We start from the raw sequence: 17737 nt of genomic DNA, 5'->3' as shown, positions 1-17737 counted from the left end.
GGTGGACCGTCAGCCGGTGTTGCGCAGGCCCGCCGCGACACCGTTGACGGTGAGGAGCAGGGCGCGGGCCAGGGTCGGGTCGGCCTCCTCGCCGGCGGCGGCCGCGTCGCGCTGGCGCTTGAGCAGGGCGACCTGGAGGTAGGAGATCGGGTCGAGGTAGGCGTCGCGGATGGCGAACGTCTGCTTCAGGACGGGCTGGGCGTCGAGGAGTTCGCTCTCGCCGGTGACCCGCAGGACCTCGGCGACGGTGAGCGCGTGTTCGGCCTCGATGGCGGTGAAGACGTGCTGGAGCTCGGCCGGGACGAGGGTCTCGACGTAGTGCCGGGCGATGCGCAGGTCGGTCTTCGCGAGGGTCATCTCGACGTTGGAGATGAAGTTGCGGAAGAAGTGCCACTGGCCGTGCATCTCGTCGAGCACGGTGTCGAGGCCCGCCTCGCGCAGCGCCTTGAGGCCGGAGCCGACGCCGAACCAGCCGGGGACGATCTGGCGGGACTGGGTCCAGCCGAACACCCAGGGGATGGCGCGCAGTCCGTCGAGGGAGACGCCCGAGCCGGGCCGGCGGGAGGGCCGGGAGCCGAGGTGGAGGTCGGCGAGCTGGTCCACGGGGGTCGAGGCGACGAAGTACGTCGGCAGGTCCGGGTCCTCGACGAGCTTGCGGTACGCGGCGTGCGCGGCGTCGGACACGACGTCCATCGCGGCGTCCCAGCGGGCGAGGGCCTCGTCGGACTGGCGGGGGGAGGTGTGCAGGGCGGACGCCTGGAGTGTGGCCGCGACCGTGAGCTCCAGGTTCTCGCGGGCCAGCGACGGCACCAGGTACTTGTCGGAGATGACCTCGCCCTGCTCGGTCACCTTGATCTCGCCCTCCAGGGTGCCCCAGGGCTGGGCAAGGATCGCGTCGTGCGAGGGGCCGCCGCCGCGGCCGACGGTGCCGCCGCGGCCGTGGAAGAGCCGGAGCCGGACGCCGTACCGGTGGGCGACGTCGCGCAGCCGGCGCTGGGCGCGGTGGATCTCCCACTGCGAGGTGGTGATGCCGCCGAACTTGGAGGAGTCGGAGTAGCCGAGCATGACCTCCTGGACGTCCCCGTTCAGCGCGACCAGACGCCGGTAGGAGGGGTCGGAGAGCATGTCCTCCAGGATCGTGTCGGCGGCCTTGAGCTCGTCCGTCGTCTCCAGGAGCGGCACGATGCCGATCTTGGCCCAGCCGGCGTGCAGGTCGATGAGACCGGCTTCGCGGGCGAGGACGGCGGCGGCGAAGACGTCGTCGGCGCCCTGGCACATGGAGATGATGTACGACTCGATGACCTCGGGACCGAAGACGTCGAGGGCGCGCTTGACGGTGTGGAAGACGCCGAGGGTCTTCTCGCCGGCCGCGTCCAGGGGCGCCGGGGTGGGCGCCAGCGGACGGCGGGACCGCAGCTCCTTCGCCAGCAGCTTGCCGCGGTAGTCGCGGGGCATGTCGGCGTAGCGCCAGGACTCCTCGCCGAGCCGGTCGAAGAGCTGGCCGAGGGCGTGGTGGTGGGCGTCGGCGTGTTCGCGGACGTCCATCGTGGCGAGCTGGAGGCCGAAGGCGGCGAGCGTACGGATCGTACGGTTCATGCGGCCCTCGGCGAACAGGCCGCCGCGGTGTTCGCGCAGGGAGGTCTGGATGAGGGTGAGGTCGTTCAGCAGTTCGCTGGTGCCGAGGTAGTCGCGGCCCGGCTCGTGCGGGGTGTTCCTGGCGAGCCGCTGCTTGGTGTTCTCCAGCTTCTGGCGGATCGCGGTGGCCTTGAGCCGGTAGGGCTCCTCGGCGTTGAGGCGCTTGTAGCGGGGGCTGATCTCCGGAAGGCGTTCGAGGTCTTCGCGCAGGGACTCCAGCAGCTCTTCCGTCGCTCCGGTGTAGCGGATGGAGTTGGAGAGGAAGCCGCGCAGTTCGTCGATGAGGTCGAGGGCGTCGTTGATGCCGTGCTCGTGCTGGAGGATCAGGACGTCCCAGGTGACCTGGGGGGTGACGTTGGGGTTGCCGTCGCGGTCGCCGCCGATCCAGGTGCCGAACGTCAGGGGCCGCGTCGCCTCGGGGAGGGTGACGCCGACGCGCTCCAGTTCGGCGGTGAGGTCCTCCAGGACGTCGCCGACGGCGCCCGCGTGGAGTTCGTCGAGGTAGTAGATGGCGTTGCGGGACTCGTCGGTGACCTCGGGGCGTACGACGCGCAGCTCGTCGGTCTGCCAGACGAGGTCGATGTTCTCGGCCAGGCGGGTGTCGTAGCGGCGGCGGTCGGTTTCCAGGACCGGGGTCTCCAGGAGTTCGGCGATGCGCCGGAGCTTGTTGAGCACCGAGCGGCGCGCGGCCTCCGTCGGGTGGGCGGTGAAGACGGGGCGCACGTTGAGGTTCTGCACGGTGGCGCGCAGGTGCTCGGGGTCGGCGTCCTTGAGCCGGTCGGCCGTCCGGGCGAGGAGGCCGCCCTCGGCGGCGCGCTTGGCGCGCAGTTCGCGGCCTCGGTGCACCTGTTCGGTGACGTTGGCCAGGTGGAAGTAGGTGGAGAAGGCGCGCACCAGCTTGGCGGCGGTCTCCAGTTCCGTGCCCCGCAGCAGCTCGGCGGCGGCGTCACCGTCCTCGCGGGTGAGGCGGCGGACCTTCTCGACGAGCTCCAGCAGCTCCGGGCCCTCCTGGCGGACGAGGGTCTCGCCGAGGAGGTCACCGAGTCGCCTGATGTCGGCGCGCAGCTCGGCGGAGGTGGTCTCCTGAGAAACGGTCTGGTCGTCGGCACTGCTCACAGGTGCGGCTCCTTGCAGTGTTGAAGCTCGTCCGGGAGGGAACCCGGATGTCGGTCGCACGGCGGCTGCCGCATACGGGCCGGTCATCCGGGAAGAAATGAGAGCGGACCGCGCTGTCCGAACGACTCCAGGATAGGTGCCGGTCGGGACGCGCAGACTCTCGGGCTCTTGCCGTCGGGCGACGCGCTGCCATACTTACGTCGCCGTAGGTTACGGAACCGTAGGGAAGTCCCGCTCGACTCCCGCGCGGTTACCGGTACCACGATTCTTCTCCAACCCTCGAACCCCACAGGGGACGCCCCAATGACCACAAGGTCCGATGTGATCGAAGACGCCCCGAAGGCGAACGACGGCTCATCCATGCCCTCCGCCACACTCGGCGGGGAGCAGAAGCGCGGGATCGAACAGATCACGCTGCTGCTCTTCATCACCGTTCCGTTCCTGGCGTTGCTGGCGGCGGTGCCGCTGGCGTGGGGATGGGGGGTGAGCTGGCTGGACCTCGGCCTGATGGTCTTCTTCTACTACCTCGGCTGCCACGGCATCACGATCGGTTTCCACCGCTACTTCACGCACGGTTCGTTCAAGGCGAAGCGTCCCCTGCGGATCGCGCTGGCGATCGCCGGCTCGATGGCGGTCGAGGGCCCCCTCGTCCGCTGGGTCGCCGACCACCGCAAGCATCACAAGTTCTCCGACGCGGAGGGCGACCCGCACTCCCCGTGGCGGTTCGGCGAGACGGTTCCGGCGCTGATGAAGGGCCTGTGGTGGGCGCACATCGGCTGGATGTTCGACGAGGAGCAGACGCCGCAGGAGAAGTACGCGCCGGATCTGATCAAGGACCCGGCGATCCGTTCGATCTCCCGTCACTTCATCTACTGGACGATGCTGTCGCTGGCGCTGCCGGCCGTGATCGGCGGTCTGGTGACGATGTCCTGGTGGGGCGCGTTCACCGGCTTCTTCTGGGGTTCGCTGGTCCGGGTCTGCCTGCTGCACCACGTGACGTGGTCGATCAACTCGATCTGCCACGCGGTGGGCAAGCGGCCGTTCAAGTCGCGCGACCGTTCGGGCAACGTGTGGTGGCTGGCGGTGCTGTCCTGCGGTGAGTCCTGGCACAACCTGCACCACGCCGACCCGACGTCGGCGCGGCACGGGGTGATGCGCGGCCAGGTGGACTCCTCGGCGCGGCTGATCCGCTGGTTCGAGATGGCCGGCTGGGCGTACGACGTGCGCTGGCCGTCACGCTCGCGTATCGATTCGCGGCGTAACACCGAGGAAGACGGCTCCCGGCGCCGGAAGGACAGCGTCGAGGCGGCATGATTGACGCCGTGGCGACCGACTCGAGCAGCACCGAGAGCAATGAGAAGCCCCGGCGTGCGCGCCGTACCCGGATGACGGGTGCCCAGCGCCGGGAACAGCTGCTCGAGATCGGTCGCGCCCTCTTCGCCGCCAAGGGCTTCGACGCCACGTCGGTGGAGGAGATCGCGGCGAAGGCCGGGGTGTCCAAGCCGGTGGTGTACGAGCACTTCGGCGGCAAGGAGGGGCTGTACGCGGTGGTGGTGGACCGCGAGATGCGGCGGCTGCTCGACATGGTGACGAGCTCGCTGACCGCGGGTCACCCGCGTGAGCTGCTGGAACAGGCGGCGTTCGCGCTTTTGGACTTCATCGAGGAGTACACGGACGGCTTCCGCATCCTGGTCCGTGACTCGCCCATCCCGCAGTCGACGGGTTCCTTCGCGTCGCTGATCTCGGACATCGCGACCCAGGTGGAGGACATCCTGGGCCGCGAGTTCAAGAGCCGCGGCTTCGACCCCAAGCTGGCCCCGCTGTACGCGCAGGCGCTGGTGGGCATGGTCGCGCTGACGGGCCAGTGGTGGCTGGACGTGCGCCGCCCGAAGAAGGCGGAGGTCGCCGCGCACCTGGTGAACCTGGCCTGGCACGGCCTGGACGGCATGGAGGCGAAGCCGCATCTGATAGGGCGCCGCAAGAGCTGAGCCCGGCGGCTCTGCCCCTCGGCGCCCCAGACGTCAGTGCTTGAAGCCGTCAGTGCTGAAGCCGTCAGTGCTTGAAGACGTCCTTCTCCTTCTCCTTGGCCTGGCGCGCGTCGCCCTTCATCTGTTCGGCGCGGCCCTTGGTGGTCATCCGCTCGTTGCCTACCGCGCGGCCCATGGCCTCCTTGGCCTTGCCCTTGGCCTGTTCCTTCTTGGCCTTGGCCTTCTGGTCCTTCGCCACGTCACTCACTCCCGATCGCGTTGGTTCCCGGCTGCCGGGTGAACCGTGGCCCGGCGGCTCAAACGCCCGGTTCCAGAAACTCCAGGCGGTTGCCGACGGGGTCGTACGAGTAGAAGCGGCGGTGTCCGGGCAGGTCGGTGTCCCAGGTGACGGTGGCGCCGCGGGCCTCCAGGCGGGCGGCGTACGTGTCGATGCCGGTGACCCGCAGCCCTGGGTGGGCTTTGAGGGCGGGCCGGAAGGCGGCCTCGACACCGAGGTGGAGCTGGACGATCCCGGCCTGGAACCAGCAGCCGCCGCGGGCCGCGAGCGCGGGCGGTTTGGGGATTTCGGTCATGCCGAGGACGCCGGCGTAGTAGGCGCGCAGCCGGTCCTCGGAGCCGGGTGGGGCGGCGAGCTGGACGTGGTCGACGGCGGTGATCACGCGTTACGCCTCCTTGCGGGCGACCGCGAAGATGCGGCGGAAGGGGAACGGCGTGCCGTGCGGCCTCGTCGGATAGGCCTCGCGCAGGGCGGTGCGATAGGCGGACAGGAACTTCTCGCGGCCGGCCGGGTCGTCGGCGAGGGCGGTGAGGACGGGCCGCAGTCCCGTGCCCTTGACCCAGTCGAGGACCGGGTCCTCGCCGGTGAGGAGATGGACGTACGTCGTCTCCCAGACGTCGGCGGTGCAGCCGAGGGCGGTGAGGCGGTCCAGGTAGGCCTCGGGGGTGTGGACGGCGTCGTCGTGGCGCAGGGCGACGGGGAGGCCGAAGGACGCGGCGAGTTCGCGCATCAGCCGGTGGCTGGGGGCGTCGAAGTTGCCGGGGACCTGGAAGGCGAGGGTGCCGCCGGGTGCGAGGGCCCCGATCCAGTCCGCGAAGCGCTCCATGTGCCCGGGGACCCACTGGAGTGTGGCGTTGCTGATGATGAGGTCGTACGGCCCGGTGGGCGTCCAGGTCCGTACGTCCGCGGGGGCGAAGTCGAGGCTGCCGCCGCCGGCGGTGGGGCCGGCGTGCTCGGCGTGGGCCTTGTCGAGCATCTCGGGCGAGTTGTCGTAGCCGGTGATCCGGGCGGTGGGCCAGCGGTCGGCGAGGAGGGCGGTGACGTTGCCGGGACCGCAGCCGAGGTCGGCGATGGCGGCCGGGGCCGTCGGCAGGTCCGGTACGCGGGCGAGGAGGTCGAGGAAGGGGCGGGCGCGGTGGTCGGCGTGGCGCAGGTACTGGGCGGGGTCCCAAGTCGTCATGAGATCCACTGTCCCCCTCCAGATCTCTCGACGTCAAGAGACTCGACATCAAGAGACTTCACATCGACACAACCACTACACTGATCGTCATGGAGGACGAGGTCGATCGGCTGGTCGCTGCGTGGCGCCGGGAGCGCCCGGACCTCGACGTGGAACCGCTCGAGGTGCTCAGCCGGGTGAGCAGACTGGCCCGGCACCTGGATCGCGCACGCCGTCTTGCCTTCTCCGAGCACAGCCTGGAGCCCTGGGAGTTCGACGTCCTGACCGCGCTCAGGCGCGCGGGAACGCCGTACCAGCTCTCCCCCGGACAGCTCCTGACCCAGACCCTGGTCACCTCGGGCACGATGACGAACCGCATCGACCGGCTGACGAAGAAGGGTCTGGTGGAGCGTCTGCCGGACCCCTCGGACCGCCGGGGCGTCCTGGTCCGGCTGACGGACGAGGGCCGGGACCGCGCCGACCAGGCCCTGGCCGGTCTCCTCGACCAGGAGCGGGCGATCCTCGCGGAGCTCTCCCGGGCACAGCGGGGCGAACTGGCGGGGCTGCTGCGCCAGTTGACCGCCCCGTTCGACAACATCCCCGGCTGAGGGACCGCCTGGCTCAGGCGGTGTGCGTCTCCTCCGCCCGGATGCGCCCGGCCGGCTCAAGGTCCACGGGTCCGACCCCGGCCCGGCGGGCCAGCGCGACGGCCGCGAGCGTGGAGTGCACGCCCAGCTTGCCGAGGACGTTCTGCATATGGGTGCGCACGGTGTGCGGGGAGAGGAACAGCCGCTCGGCGACCGCCTTTCTGCCGAGCCCGGCGACCATGCACCGCAGCACCTCCCGCTCCCGCGGCGTGAGCGACTCCACCAGCCGCTCGCTCTCGGTGCGGTGCTTGCGCGCGGCGGTCAGCTCCCGCAGCACCCCGGTGAGCAGGGCGGGCGGCAGATGGGTCTCGTCGCGCAGGACCCCTCGTATGACGGTCAACAGGCGGGACAAGGAACAGTCCTTGGCCACCCAGCCGGACGCACCGGCCTGAAGGGCGAGCGCGGCGCGCCGCGGATCGTCCTTCTCGGCGAGTACGACGATCCGGACGCCGGGCTGTGCGGAACGCACCCCGGCCACCAGTGAGATGCCGTCGACGAGCCCGTCCTCACCCGCCTCCTGGACGGGCACGGCGGGCCGGATGCCCTGGACGTTGCCGCCCAGGTCGGCGTCGACGAGCAGGACGTCGTACCGCCGGCCCTCCGCCGCCGCGCGCTCCAGACTGCGCAGCGCGGCGGGACCGCTGCCTGCCGCGGAGACGTCGACGTCGGGCTCGGCCGCCAGGGCGGCGGCGAGCGACTCGGCGAAGATGCGATGGTCGTCGACGACCAGGACTCGGATGCGAACCACGAAACCCCCTTCCCCAAGCTCCTGAAGAGCAGGGGATACCCCATCGTCGGGAGACGGAAGACCAGGCGCAGGTACGACGCCCGAAGCGCGATGGCGCTGCGCACGGCCGCCGCCGTGCACCAACTGCTACCCCCACTTCGGGTGCCGTACCCGACTGTCTCGCCCCCTGATCAGCACCGGCCCCCACCGGTGCTGTTCATCAGGGTACGGCCGGGGGGCAGGAGCGGAAGGTAATTTGCAGAACTGGCTGTCCAGCGCGTTTATGGTGAGCCGCATGTTTCGTATGGAGACAGAAGTCGACAAGGACCGGCGCGATCTGCTGCGAATCCGACTGCGGGACACCAACACCGCGGCCTCCCCCGTCCTGCGCGCCCTGCGCGGCACCCCGGACGAACGGGAACGTCCGCTCCACGTCTGGGTGCTGGACGAGGCGGGCGATCTCGCCGGCGGTCTGGTCGGCCACACCTGGACGGCCTGGCTCCACGTCACCTACCTGTGGGTCGACGAACGCCACCGCGGCGCGAGCCTGGGTTCGCGGTTGCTCACGGAGGCGGAGCGGATCGCCCGCGACGAACGGGGGTGCGCGATGTCCCGGCTTGAGACCTGGGACTTCCAGGCGCCGGAGTTCTACAAGAAGCGCGGCTACGAGGTGGTGTGCGTGATCCCGGACTATCCACCGGGGATCACGGAGTACACGCTGACGAAGAGGCTCGGTTAGTCCAGCGGGACCTCTTCCACCACCGTCTCCTTGAAGCGCCACGAGCCCCGGTTGCCGGCGGCTTCCGTGCGCAGGCCCGTCTCCCAGGCGATGCGGGCGGCGCGCTGGTGGGTGAGGGCGGGGTAGTCCTCGGGGTGGATTTTGATGTAGCCGCGGCGGTCGGCGGGGTAGGTGCGCAGGGCCTCCCGGAGCTTCTCCTCCTGTGCCGCCTGGGCTCCCGTGTCCACGTCCTTCTCCTTCCGTGCGCTTTTCCGGGTCATCCAGCCGATCGCGCCCAGCGCGGCGAGGGCGAGGGCGCTCGCGCCGAGGATCTCGGCGGTGGCGTTCGCCTGGCCGGGGGTCTCGGGGGCCAGTTCCGCGTCGGGGTCCTCGATGACCGTCAGGGTCTGGCCCACGTCGTACACGTCGGAGGTCGTCGTCAGGGGCGGGCCCGGGACACGGGTGCCGTCCTGGCGGCGGAGCGTGTAGTGGGAGTCGCGTCCCTTGCGGCCCTCCGCCGGGTCCTGCCACTCCTTCACCACCGTGGCCGTGACCTTCTCGCCGCGCTGCTGGAGGGTGAGGTCGTCGCGGGCGAGGCCCATGACGTACACCGCCGAAGCCGAGGTGAGGACGACGAACAGGGCGGCGTAGGTGCTGGACTGCTTCGCGCCCAGACGGCGGATCAGGAGGGCCAGGACGACCGCGTGGGCGAGCCACAGGGGGATCTGGAGAGCGGAGAGGTCCAGGAAGTACATGCCGACGATCACCGCGAGCACGTACGCGCCGATCCCGACCGCCGGTATCACCGGCGTCCTGTGCGTGACCTCGTCGCTCATACCCGTTCCTCCGAGATCGACTTCACTATGCCGCTGAGTACGTCGACGTACTGCGCCCAGTGCGCCACGTCCTGCGTGGTGAACACGAACAGCACCGCGCCGGGGCCCGTCTTCAGCGGCACCCAGAACTCGGCCTGGCGGACCGTGGCCGGAACCGGGTCGGGCAGGCCGAACAGGGCGCCGGGGACGGCGAGGTGCTGTTCGCGGACGCAGAGCGCGGAGATGCCGTAGGGCAGCATCACCAGGCCGACCTCGGCGTCCGGGTGCAGGGTGCGCCACTGGGCGGCCGTGCGGCGGGCGGCGGAGTCGCGGTCCTGGAACCCGGGGCCGGCCTGCGGGCGTTCGACGAGTACGCAGAGGGTGGCCTGGGAGGGTTCGCCGCCGGGCATGCGCAGCAGGCAGCTGGACACATGGGCGGCGCCGGCCGAGATCATCGTCGTGAGAACGTGTTCGCCGGAGATCACGAGGCTGAACTTCTGCTCGGGGGTCGCGGCGGCGAAGAGCGCGTCGACCGCGTCCGCCATGCGCAGCATGCGGGGCTCCGGGCCCTCGGCCAGGTCGAACTCGACGAATCCGGGCGGGAGTTCGAACCAGAGGTCGGCCCCCTCGACGACACTCATCCGTCCGTCAGCTCCCACGCGCCCAGGCCGATCGCGCTGCCCACCGCCACCAGTCCGCCGAACTTCCCGCCGCCCGTGCCCATGGTGATGTTGCCGACGCCGGTGCCCCAGGTCGCGGCGTCGTAGCGGCCGGTGCTGGTGGCGTAGGCGTTGAGGGCGGTGGGGGCCGTCCAGGCGAGGGTGGCGGCGGCCTGGACGCCCTCGGTGGCGGTGAGGGCGGCGCCGCGTGAGACACCGAGGCGGGTGGCCACGGCCATCACCGGGCGGTCGATCATCTTGGCGACCGGGTCGGCGGCCTTCATGACGTCCTTCGCCGTCACGGCCGCCGTCCTGATGCCGACGCGGGTGCCGGCGACGAAGCCCTCCGCCGCGCGGCCCGCCTTGAGCCCGGCCGTCAGGCCCGACTTCGCGGCGCCCACACCGGGGATCATGCCGAGGGCGTCGCCGCCGAGGGTGAGCCAGTTGCCGATGTTGTTGCCGGTGGGCGGGAAGAGGCCGCTCATGCCGTACGACGCGGCGTGCGCGAACAGGGCGAGCGCGCTCAGGCCGATCGCGAGCGGGGCGAGCGCGGGGCAGAAGATGGCGATGACGCCGACGACGGAGGCGGCGACGGTGATCCAGTCCGCGTGCGCCTTGAGCCAGTCGTCGACGTCCGCGAGCAACTCGCCGACCTGGCCCGGCAGATCGGCCAGGGCCTTGCCCAGGTCGGCGATGGCGTCGCCGAGGCGGTCCCAGATGCCGGGCTCGTCCGGGGCGATGTCCATGGCGGTCCTGAGGCGGTCGGCGATGTCCTTGCCGTACGCGTGGTAATGCTCGGACATCCGGTGGGCCTGGCGGCGCAGGTCGTCGAGTTCGGCCTGGCGGGCGTGGACGGCCTGGTCGGCGTCGTGCGCCTGCTGGTCGTCGGCTCCCCCCTTGACCCCCTTGAGCTGCTTCGCCTTGGCGTGCGCGCTGTCCACCCGGCCGGCGGCCTCGGCGGCGCGGGCCTCCAGGCGGCGGGCGGCGGTCTGCTGGTGGGCCATGTGGGCGGCCCAGTCCTCCAGGGCGGTCGCGGCGCCGGCGAAGGAGTCGCGGGCGTCGTCGACGCGGGGGCGGAACTCGTCGTCGAACTTCTCCCGGAAGGCCTCCGCCGCCTGCCCCTTCCAGTCGCCGGCGCCGGTGCCGTGCAGCACCTGGGAGATCTCCGCGAGGGCCTTCGCCGTACGGCGGACCGTCTTCGCCACCTCGTCGGCGGCCGCGTGATCGCCGGGGCAGGGCACGAAACCGAGCGCCGGGAAGTCGTCCGCCACGCTCACTTGCCCCGCTGCCGCTGGGACTCGGCCAGCTCGTGGTCGAGCTGCTCGAAGGACTCCTTGACCTTGAGCAGTGCCTTGGACGCCTTCTCGGAGAATTTCGTCAGCTGCTTGATGCCGTACGACCACTCGTCGCCGAAGTGGTCCATGCGGCGGGCGAGTTCGGGCACGCCCATGGAGTCACCGGTGACGTCCCGCATCTCTCGGCCCGGCTTCCTCATGAGCTCGGCGATGTGGTCGAGGTTGTGCCTCACCCGGTTGAGTACCGCGTAGTCGACCGACAGGTCGCTCATCGTGCCCCCGTTTGCGTCCGCATCCACTCGAACACGGTGACGCTACTCGGGGCGGTGCCAGGGATCCGTCGGGAATTCGCCAAGATCGGGCCAACGCGAGCAAAGCATGGGTCAGCCCCGCACACCACGGGGTGTGCGGGGCCGGCCGGAGAACTCAGACGAGCCTGCGCGCTCCCGGCGCCGGTACCGCCTCGAACACGCGCGGCGCGGTGAATCCGGCCGTGGCGAAGGCCTCTTCGACCGCCTTGGTGATGGTGTCGACGTCGGCGACGTCCGCCAGGACGATCGCCGAGCCGCCGAAGCCGCCGCCGGTCATCCGTGCGCCCAGCGCGCCCGCGTTCACGGCCGCCTCGACGACCAGGTCCAGCTCGGGGCAGGAGACCCGGAAGTCGTCCCGCAGGGAGGCGTGCCCCGCGACCAGCACGGGGCCGATCGCGCGGGTGTCGCCCGACTCCAGCAGGGCGACGGCCTTCTCCACACGCTCGTCCTCGGTGACGACGTGCCGGACCAGCCGGACCGCCTCCTCGTCGTCGCCGAGCCGGGCGAGGGCCGCGTCGAGGTCGCCGTAGGCGATGTCCCGGAGCGCGTCGACGCCGAGCAGGGCGGCGCCCCGCTCGCAGCCGGCCCGGCGCTTGCCGTACTCGCCCTCGCTGTGGGAGTGCTTGACCTGGGTGTCGACGACCAGCAGACGCATGCCCTCGGAGGCCAGGTCGAAGGGGATCTGCTTCTGGGAGAGGTCGCGGGTGTCGAGGAAGAGCGCGTGGCCCTCCTCGCAGCAGGCGGACGCCGTCTGGTCCATGATGCCGGTGGGAGCGCCCACGTAGACGTTCTCGGCGCGCTGGCACAGACGGGCCAACTGCCAGCCCGGCAGGCCGAGTTCGTAGAGGTCGTTCAGGGCCAGGGCGACCACGACCTCCAGCGCCGCCGAGGACGACAGGCCGGCGCCCGAGGGGACGGTGGAGGTGAGGTGGACATCCGCGCCGGTCACGGCGTGGCCGGCCTCGCGCAGGGCCCAGACCACGCCCGCCGGGTACGCCGTCCAGTTGCGGTCGGACTCCGGGACGAGGTCGTCCAGGCGCAGCTCCACGACGCCGCCCTCGACGTCGGCCGAGTGCAGGCGCAGGACGCCGTCGTCGCGGCGGGAGACCGCGGCGAGCGCGGTGTGCGGCAGCGCGAAGGGCATCACGAAGCCGTCGTTGTAGTCGGTGTGCTCACCGATGAGGTTGACGCGCCCCGGCGCCGACCAGACGCCTTCGGGCTCGGTGCCGTAGAGCGCCACGAAACCGTCGCGCACCTGCTCTGCGCCCACTACTGCTCCCTAGAGATGTTCTGCGCGAACTCCCACGCGTCCGCGACGATGCCCGCGAGGTCCGCGCGGGACGGGTTCCAGCCCAGCTTCTCGCGGGCGGTGGCGGCCGAGGCCACCAGGGTCGCCGGGTCGCCGCCGCGGCGGGGGGCCACGACCTCGGGGATCGGGTGGCCGGTGACCTGGCGGACGGTCTCGATGACCTGGCGGACGGAGAAGCCCTCGCCGTTGCCGAGGTTGCAGATCAGGTGCTCGCCGGGGGTGGCGGCCTCGACGGCCAGGAGGTGGGCCTCGGCGAGGTCGGCGACGTGGATGTAGTCGCGGACGCAGGTGCCGTCCGGCGTCGGGTAGTCCTCGCCGAAGACGGAGATGGCGTCGCGCTTGCCCTGGGCGACCTGGAGGACCAGCGGGATGAGGTGCGACTCGGGGTCGTGCCGCTCGCCCTGGGCGCCGTACGCGCCCGCGACGTTGAAGTAGCGCAGGGAGACCGCGCCCAGGCCGTGGGCCGTCGCCTCGCCGGTGATCATGTGGTCGACCGCGAGCTTGGAGGCGCCGTAGGGGTTGGTCGGCTTCGTCGGCGCGGTCTCGACGATCGGGACCTGCTCCGGCTCGCCGTAGGTGGCGGCGGTGGAGGAGAAGACGAGCTTGCGGACGCCGGCCTCGCGCATCGCGCCGAGCAGTGCCATGGTGCCGGCGACGTTGTTGTCCCAGTACTTCTCGGGCTTGACGACGGACTCGCCGACCTGGGAGAACGCGGCGAAGTGCAGCACGGCGTCGAAGGAGGCGTCGAGCCACTTGGCAGCGTCGCGGATGTCGCCCTCGACGAACCTGGCGCCGGCCGGGACGCCCTCGCGGAAGCCGGTGGAGAGGTTGTCGAGGACGACGACCTCGTGGCCCGCCTCAAGGAGGTGCTGGGCGACCACGCTGCCGACGTAACCCGCGCCACCCGTCACCAGGTACTTACCGCTCATGAACTCGCTACCTCTCGCAGTCGCTCGGCCGCGGCCTCCGGCCGGATGTCGTTGATGAACACGTTCATGCCGGACTCGGAACCCGCGAGGAACTTCAGCTTGCCGGAGGTGCGGCGGATGGTGAAAAGCTCGAGGTGGAGCGCGAAGTCGTCACGGCTGACGCCCTCGAACTCCTCCAGCTGGCCGAACGGGGCCTGGTGCCAGGCCGCGATGTACGGCGTCGCGGGCTCCCCTTCACCGAAGATCCGGTCGAAGCGCCTCAAGAGTTCCAGATAAACCTTGGGGAATTCTGAGCGCGCGTCCTCGTCGAGCCCGAGCAGGTCCGGCACCCGGTGCTTCGGGTAGAGGTGGATCTCGTAGGGCCAGTGCGCGGCGTACGGCACGAACGCGACCCAGTGTTCACTCTCCAGGACGACCCGCTCACCGGCGAGTTCGGTCTCCAGCACGCTGTCGAAGAGGTTCTCGCCGCCGGTGGCCTCCTTGTGCTGGGCCACCTGGCGCAGCATCAGGGCGGTGCGAGGCGTGGTGAACGGGTACGCGTAGATCTGCCCGTGCGGATGTCCGAGGGTCACCCCGATCTCGGCGCCGCGGTTCTCGAAGCAGAACACCTGTTCCACGGAGGGCAGATGAGACAGCTCCGACGTCCGGTCCGTCCACGCCTCCAGGACCAGGCGTGCCTGCTCCTCGGTGAGGTCGGCGAAGGACGCGTTGTGGTCGGAGGTGAAGCAGACGACCTCGCAGCGGCCCGAGTCGCCGGCCAGGGAGGGGAAACGGTTCTCGAAGACGACGGCGTCGTAGGACGAGTCCGGGATCTCGCTCAGCCGGTCGCCCTCGGAGGGGCAGAGCGGGCATTCGTCGGCGGGCGGGTGGTAGGTGCGGCCCTGCCGGTGCGAGGCGATGGCCACCGAGTCGCCGAGGAGCGGGTCGCGGCGGACCTCGGAGGTGGTGACGGTCCGCTCCAGGGGGCGGCGGTCGACCGCGTCCCGCACGGTGTCGTCACGCAGGTCGTAGTAGATGAGCTCACGACCGTCGGCCAGCCGGGTCGAGGTCTTCTTCACCGCCGGACTCCTTCACTCAAACAGAACTAAACACAAGTAACCATAACTCGACAGCAGCGTCAACATCAGAATCAAACAAAGAACGCCAGCCGAAGGGTTCAATTGCCCCATGCAAACCCCCACAGAGGTCACAAATCTGGCGGCCGAGCTACGACTCCCCACGAACTGGCTCGACTACACGATCCTGGCGATCTACTTCGTCGTGGTCCTGGGCATCGGCTTCGCCGCCCGCAGATCGGTGAAGACCAGCCTCGACTTCTTCCTCTCCGGACGTTCGCTGCCCGCCTGGATCACCGGCCTCGCCTTCATCTCGGCCAACCTCGCCGCCACCGAGATCCTGGGCATGGCCGCCAACAGCGCCCAGTACGGCGCGTACACCGTGCACTGGTACTGGATCGGCGCCATCCCGGCGATGGTCTTCCTGGGCCTGGTGATGATGCCCTTCTACTACGGCAGCAAGGTCCGCTCGGTCCCCGAGATGCTGCTGCTGCGCTTCGACAAATGGGCACACCTGCTCAGCTCGGCCCTGTTCGCCTTCGCCGCGATCCTGATCGCCGGGGTGAACCTGTACGCCCTCGCGATCGTCGTCGAGGCGCTCCTTGGCTGGCCGCAGTGGGTGGCGATCGTGGTCGCGGGCGCGTTCGTGCTGGCGTACATCACCCTCGGCGGACTGTCGTCGGCGATCTACAACGAGGTGCTCCAGTTCTTCGTGATCCTCGCGGCCCTCATCCCGATCGTGGTCCTCGGCCTGAAGAAGGTCGGCGGCTGGGACGGTCTGACGGACAAGCTGACGGCTGAGCACGGCGCGAACTTCACGACGGCCTGGGGCGGTACCGGTATCGGCTCGGACAACCCGTTGGGCGCGAACTGGCTGACCATCGTGCTCGGCCTCGGTTTCGTCCTCTCCTTCGGCTACTGGACGACGAACTTCGCCGAGGTCCAGCGCGCCCTGTCGGCGAAGAACCTGAGCGCCGCCCAGCGCACGCCGCTGATCGCCGCGTTCCCGAAGATCTTCATCGTCTTCCTGGTGATGATCCCGGGCCTGACCGCCGCCGCCCTGATCCCCGGCTTCGGCACCGCCGACTCGGGCTACCAGTACAACGACGCGATCCCCTATCTGATGGAACAGCTGCTGCCGAACGGCGTGCTGGGCATCGCGGTGACGGGTCTGCTGGCCGCGTTCATGGCGGGCATGGCGGCCAACGTGTCGTCCTTCAACACGGTGTTCACCAACGACATCTGGGGGCGGTACGTGCAGCGCGGCCGCGAGGACGAGTACTACGTGCGCTTCGGCCGGCTGATCACGGTGATCGGTGTGGCGGCCTCGGTGGGGACGGCGTTCCTCGCCTCCTCCTTCTCCAACATCATGAGCTACCTCCAGACCCTGTTCTCCTTCTTCAACGTGCCGATGTTCGTGGTCTTCATCGTCGGCATGTTCTGGAAGCGGGCGTCGGTGAAGTCCGGCTTCTGGGGCCTGCTCGCGGGCACGGTCGCGGCGATGGTGAACTACTTCTGGATCTACAAGCAGGGCATCATCGACATCCCCTCCGACCAGGGCGCCAACTTCGTCTCCGCGATCGTCGGCTTCGTCGCGGGCGCGGTCGTGATGTTCGCGGTGTCGATGTTCACCGCGCCGAAGCCGGCCGAGGAGCTCCAGGGCCTGGTCTACGGCACCCGCTCCCCCGGTATGTCCGAGGCCCCCGCCGAGGGCGACGACGCCTGGTACCGCAGGCCGGCCCTGCTGGGCTGGGGCGCGATCGTGCTGGCCGCCGCCTGCTACATCCCGTTCTCGTTCTGATCGCGAGAGGATGGAGAGACCATGTCTGAGCACCACGGGTATTCCGAGAAGGACGTCCAGCGGGAAGTCGCCGAGCTCCAGGCCAAGTCGGCCACCGCGGCCCGCATCTTCGACCTGCGCCGCATCATCGGCGGCCTGTTCGTCCTGTACGGGGTCATCGTCACGATCGCCGGCATCAACCCGTCCGACGCCACGCTCGACAAGGCGGAGGGCGTCAACATCAACCTCTGGACCGGGCTGGGGATGCTGCTCCTCGGCATCTTCTTCCTGGTCTGGCTGAAGCTGCGGCCCACTCCGCCAGCGACGCCGGTACCTCCGGAGGGGGAGCAGCGGGCGGAATAGCGCCATTGGACTGACTGTTGTCCGCCGGCTGCGGGGGCGTGGGGGCTGGTCGCGCAGTTCCCCGCGCCCCCGAGGGCGTTACTCGGGGCCGGAGTTCACCGGGCCCGCCCGGTCAAGCAGGCCTGTGCGGGCCGCCAGTGCTGCCGCTTCCAGCCTTGATCCCACTCCCAGTTTCATCAGGACGCGCTGGACATGGGTGCGGGCCGTGGACGGGGCGATGCCCATGCCCGCCGCGATCAGGCGGGTGTCCTCGCCGTCGGCGACCCGGACCAGGACCTCCACCTCGCGCGGGGTGAGCATCTGGAGCAGGCGCTGGCCCTCGTCGTCCGGTTGGGCGGCGGGGTTGAGCAGTTCGCTGAAGGCGCCTTGCAGCAGCTGAGGTGCCACCGCCGCCTCGCCCGCCCGCGCCTTCATGATCGCCCGCTCGACACCCTCGATGCGCTCGTCGTGCCGTACATATCCCGAGGCGCCCGCGGCGAAGGCCGCGGCTATCCCGCGCGGGCTCGGCACCGGGCCGAGGACCAGCACCGCCACCTGCGGACGGTCCCGCTTGATCTTCACCACCGGGTCGAAGATGCCCGGCTCGGCCGGGGTCGCCGTGCCCAGCAGGCACACCTCCGGCGCCCGGGTGATCACCAGCTCCGCCGCCCCCGCGGCCGGTGCCGCCGCGGCGAGGACCCGGTGGCCCCGCAGTTTCAACGCCGAGGCCAACGCCTCGGCCAGCAGTCGGTGGTCGTCGACCACCATGAGCCGCACTCCCATCGAGCAACCCCCCAGTCCCCCAATGGATCCGCAAATGGATGCCCCACTATGGATGCTCACTGGTCCGCACGGACAGGAGCCCCCTCCCGGCTCCCCCCGCTCTTCATGCCCCCGGAAGCTACACGCTTGTTCGACGTTGCGCTCCCCCTACTGGTGAGAAGTGCCCCGGATCGACGGAATTTCCGTCATTCG

The 17737-nt window shown here is 70.3% G+C and carries 18 protein-coding genes and 1 pseudogene; 6 read left to right on the top strand and 13 right to left on the bottom strand.

Annotated elements, in window-relative coordinates; all coding sequences use genetic code 11:
• Nucleotides 1-9: 9 nt before the first annotated feature.
• Entirely contained in the window at nucleotides 10-2751 is a 2742-nt protein-coding gene (gene ppc, locus OG885_RS26700; protein ID WP_405735871.1) for a phosphoenolpyruvate carboxylase, read from the bottom strand.
• Nucleotides 2752-3054: 303 nt separating this feature from the next.
• Here ppc and OG885_RS26695 point away from each other — a divergent pair, with 303 nt between their 5' ends.
• A complete protein-coding gene (locus OG885_RS26695; protein WP_405735869.1) occupies nucleotides 3055-4065 on the top strand; it encodes an acyl-CoA desaturase in 1011 nt (336 codons plus the stop codon).
• Nucleotides 4062-4739, top strand: a complete 678-nt coding sequence (locus OG885_RS26690) for a TetR family transcriptional regulator (RefSeq protein ID WP_399961180.1) — start codon at nucleotides 4062-4064, stop codon at nucleotides 4737-4739. Before OG885_RS26695 ends, OG885_RS26690 begins: the two co-directional genes overlap by 4 nt.
• A gap of 64 nt (nucleotides 4740-4803) precedes the next feature.
• On the opposite strand, the gene OG885_RS26685 is transcribed toward OG885_RS26690, so the two are convergent.
• The 3 genes from OG885_RS26685 to OG885_RS26675 are packed head-to-tail and all read right to left on the bottom strand — an operon-like array spanning nucleotide 4804 to nucleotide 6196.
• Nucleotides 4804-4977 carry a CsbD family protein gene (locus OG885_RS26685; RefSeq protein WP_405735867.1) on the bottom strand — a complete coding sequence of 58 codons (174 nt, stop codon included), beginning with the start codon at nucleotides 4975-4977 and terminating at the stop codon, nucleotides 4804-4806.
• Nucleotides 4978-5035: 58 nt separating this feature from the next.
• Nucleotides 5036-5398, bottom strand: coding sequence for a VOC family protein (locus tag OG885_RS26680; protein WP_405735864.1), 363 nt, complete (start codon nucleotides 5396-5398; stop codon nucleotides 5036-5038).
• A gap of 3 nt (nucleotides 5399-5401) precedes the next feature.
• The gene (locus OG885_RS26675) at nucleotides 5402-6196 is read right to left on the bottom strand and encodes a trans-aconitate 2-methyltransferase (RefSeq protein ID WP_405735862.1); all 795 of its coding nucleotides are present in this window, start codon (nucleotides 6194-6196) and stop codon (nucleotides 5402-5404) included.
• Nucleotides 6197-6285: 89 nt separating this feature from the next.
• On the opposite strand from OG885_RS26675, the gene tamR reads away from it, so the two are divergent.
• A complete protein-coding gene (tamR, locus tag OG885_RS26670; RefSeq protein ID WP_126903729.1) occupies nucleotides 6286-6783 on the top strand; it encodes a MarR family transcriptional regulator TamR in 498 nt (165 codons plus the stop codon).
• Here the strand turns inward: tamR and OG885_RS26665 are convergent.
• Nucleotides 6745-7570, bottom strand: a pseudogene (locus OG885_RS26665) (LuxR C-terminal-related transcriptional regulator); the annotation flags it as partial. The gene tamR and the pseudogene OG885_RS26665 overlap by 39 nt on opposite strands.
• A 262-nt stretch (nucleotides 7571-7832) precedes the next feature.
• On the opposite strand from OG885_RS26665, the gene OG885_RS26660 reads away from it, so the two are divergent.
• Entirely contained in the window at nucleotides 7833-8288 is a 456-nt protein-coding gene (locus OG885_RS26660; protein WP_405742888.1) for a GNAT family N-acetyltransferase, read from the top strand.
• Here OG885_RS26660 and OG885_RS26655 read toward each other — a convergent pair.
• The 7 genes from OG885_RS26655 to galT all read right to left on the bottom strand — a co-directional run bounded on the left by OG885_RS26655 (nucleotide 8285) and on the right by galT (nucleotide 14643).
• Nucleotides 8285-9103, bottom strand: a complete 819-nt coding sequence (locus OG885_RS26655; protein ID WP_405735860.1) for a hypothetical protein — start codon at nucleotides 9101-9103, stop codon at nucleotides 8285-8287. The two genes, OG885_RS26660 and OG885_RS26655, sit on opposite strands and share 4 nt — an antisense overlap.
• Nucleotides 9100-9723, bottom strand: a complete 624-nt coding sequence (locus OG885_RS26650) for a hypothetical protein (RefSeq protein WP_405735858.1) — start codon at nucleotides 9721-9723, stop codon at nucleotides 9100-9102. Before OG885_RS26650 ends, OG885_RS26655 begins: the two co-directional genes overlap by 4 nt.
• Nucleotides 9720-11018 (bottom strand): WXG100 family type VII secretion target, encoded by a 1299-nt coding sequence (locus OG885_RS26645; protein WP_405735856.1) that lies wholly within the window; start codon nucleotides 11016-11018, stop codon nucleotides 9720-9722. Before OG885_RS26645 ends, OG885_RS26650 begins: the two co-directional genes overlap by 4 nt.
• Entirely contained in the window at nucleotides 11015-11308 is a 294-nt protein-coding gene (locus tag OG885_RS26640; protein ID WP_405735854.1) for a hypothetical protein, read from the bottom strand. Before OG885_RS26640 ends, OG885_RS26645 begins: the two co-directional genes overlap by 4 nt.
• A gap of 154 nt (nucleotides 11309-11462) precedes the next feature.
• Nucleotides 11463-12617 (bottom strand): galactokinase, encoded by a 1155-nt coding sequence (gene galK / locus OG885_RS26635; protein WP_405735851.1) that lies wholly within the window; start codon nucleotides 12615-12617, stop codon nucleotides 11463-11465.
• Nucleotides 12617-13585 (bottom strand): UDP-glucose 4-epimerase GalE, encoded by a 969-nt coding sequence (gene galE / locus OG885_RS26630; RefSeq protein ID WP_405735848.1) that lies wholly within the window; start codon nucleotides 13583-13585, stop codon nucleotides 12617-12619. Before galE ends, galK begins: the two co-directional genes overlap by 1 nt.
• Complete coding sequence (gene galT / locus OG885_RS26625; RefSeq protein ID WP_405735846.1) at nucleotides 13582-14643, bottom strand: galactose-1-phosphate uridylyltransferase; 1062 nt, start codon at nucleotides 14641-14643, stop codon at nucleotides 13582-13584. Before galT ends, galE begins: the two co-directional genes overlap by 4 nt.
• A gap of 109 nt (nucleotides 14644-14752) precedes the next feature.
• Here galT and OG885_RS26620 point away from each other — a divergent pair, with 109 nt between their 5' ends.
• A complete protein-coding gene (locus OG885_RS26620; protein ID WP_405735844.1) occupies nucleotides 14753-16441 on the top strand; it encodes a sodium:solute symporter family protein in 1689 nt (562 codons plus the stop codon).
• A gap of 21 nt (nucleotides 16442-16462) precedes the next feature.
• Nucleotides 16463-16783, top strand: a complete 321-nt coding sequence (locus tag OG885_RS26615) for a hypothetical protein (protein ID WP_405735841.1) — start codon at nucleotides 16463-16465, stop codon at nucleotides 16781-16783.
• A gap of 78 nt (nucleotides 16784-16861) precedes the next feature.
• Here the strand turns inward: OG885_RS26615 and OG885_RS26610 are convergent, their stop codons facing one another.
• Nucleotides 16862-17545 carry a LuxR C-terminal-related transcriptional regulator gene (locus tag OG885_RS26610; protein WP_405735838.1) on the bottom strand — a complete coding sequence of 228 codons (684 nt, stop codon included), beginning with the start codon at nucleotides 17543-17545 and terminating at the stop codon, nucleotides 16862-16864.
• Nucleotides 17546-17737 lie beyond the last annotated feature (192 nt).

This window comes from Streptomyces sp. NBC_00028, from assembly GCF_045041065.1.
Classification (GTDB): Bacteria; Actinomycetota; Actinomycetes; order Streptomycetales; family Streptomycetaceae; genus Streptomyces.
Note: the sequence above shows the minus strand (reverse complement) of the source record. Positions and strands in the feature narration are given on the sequence as shown.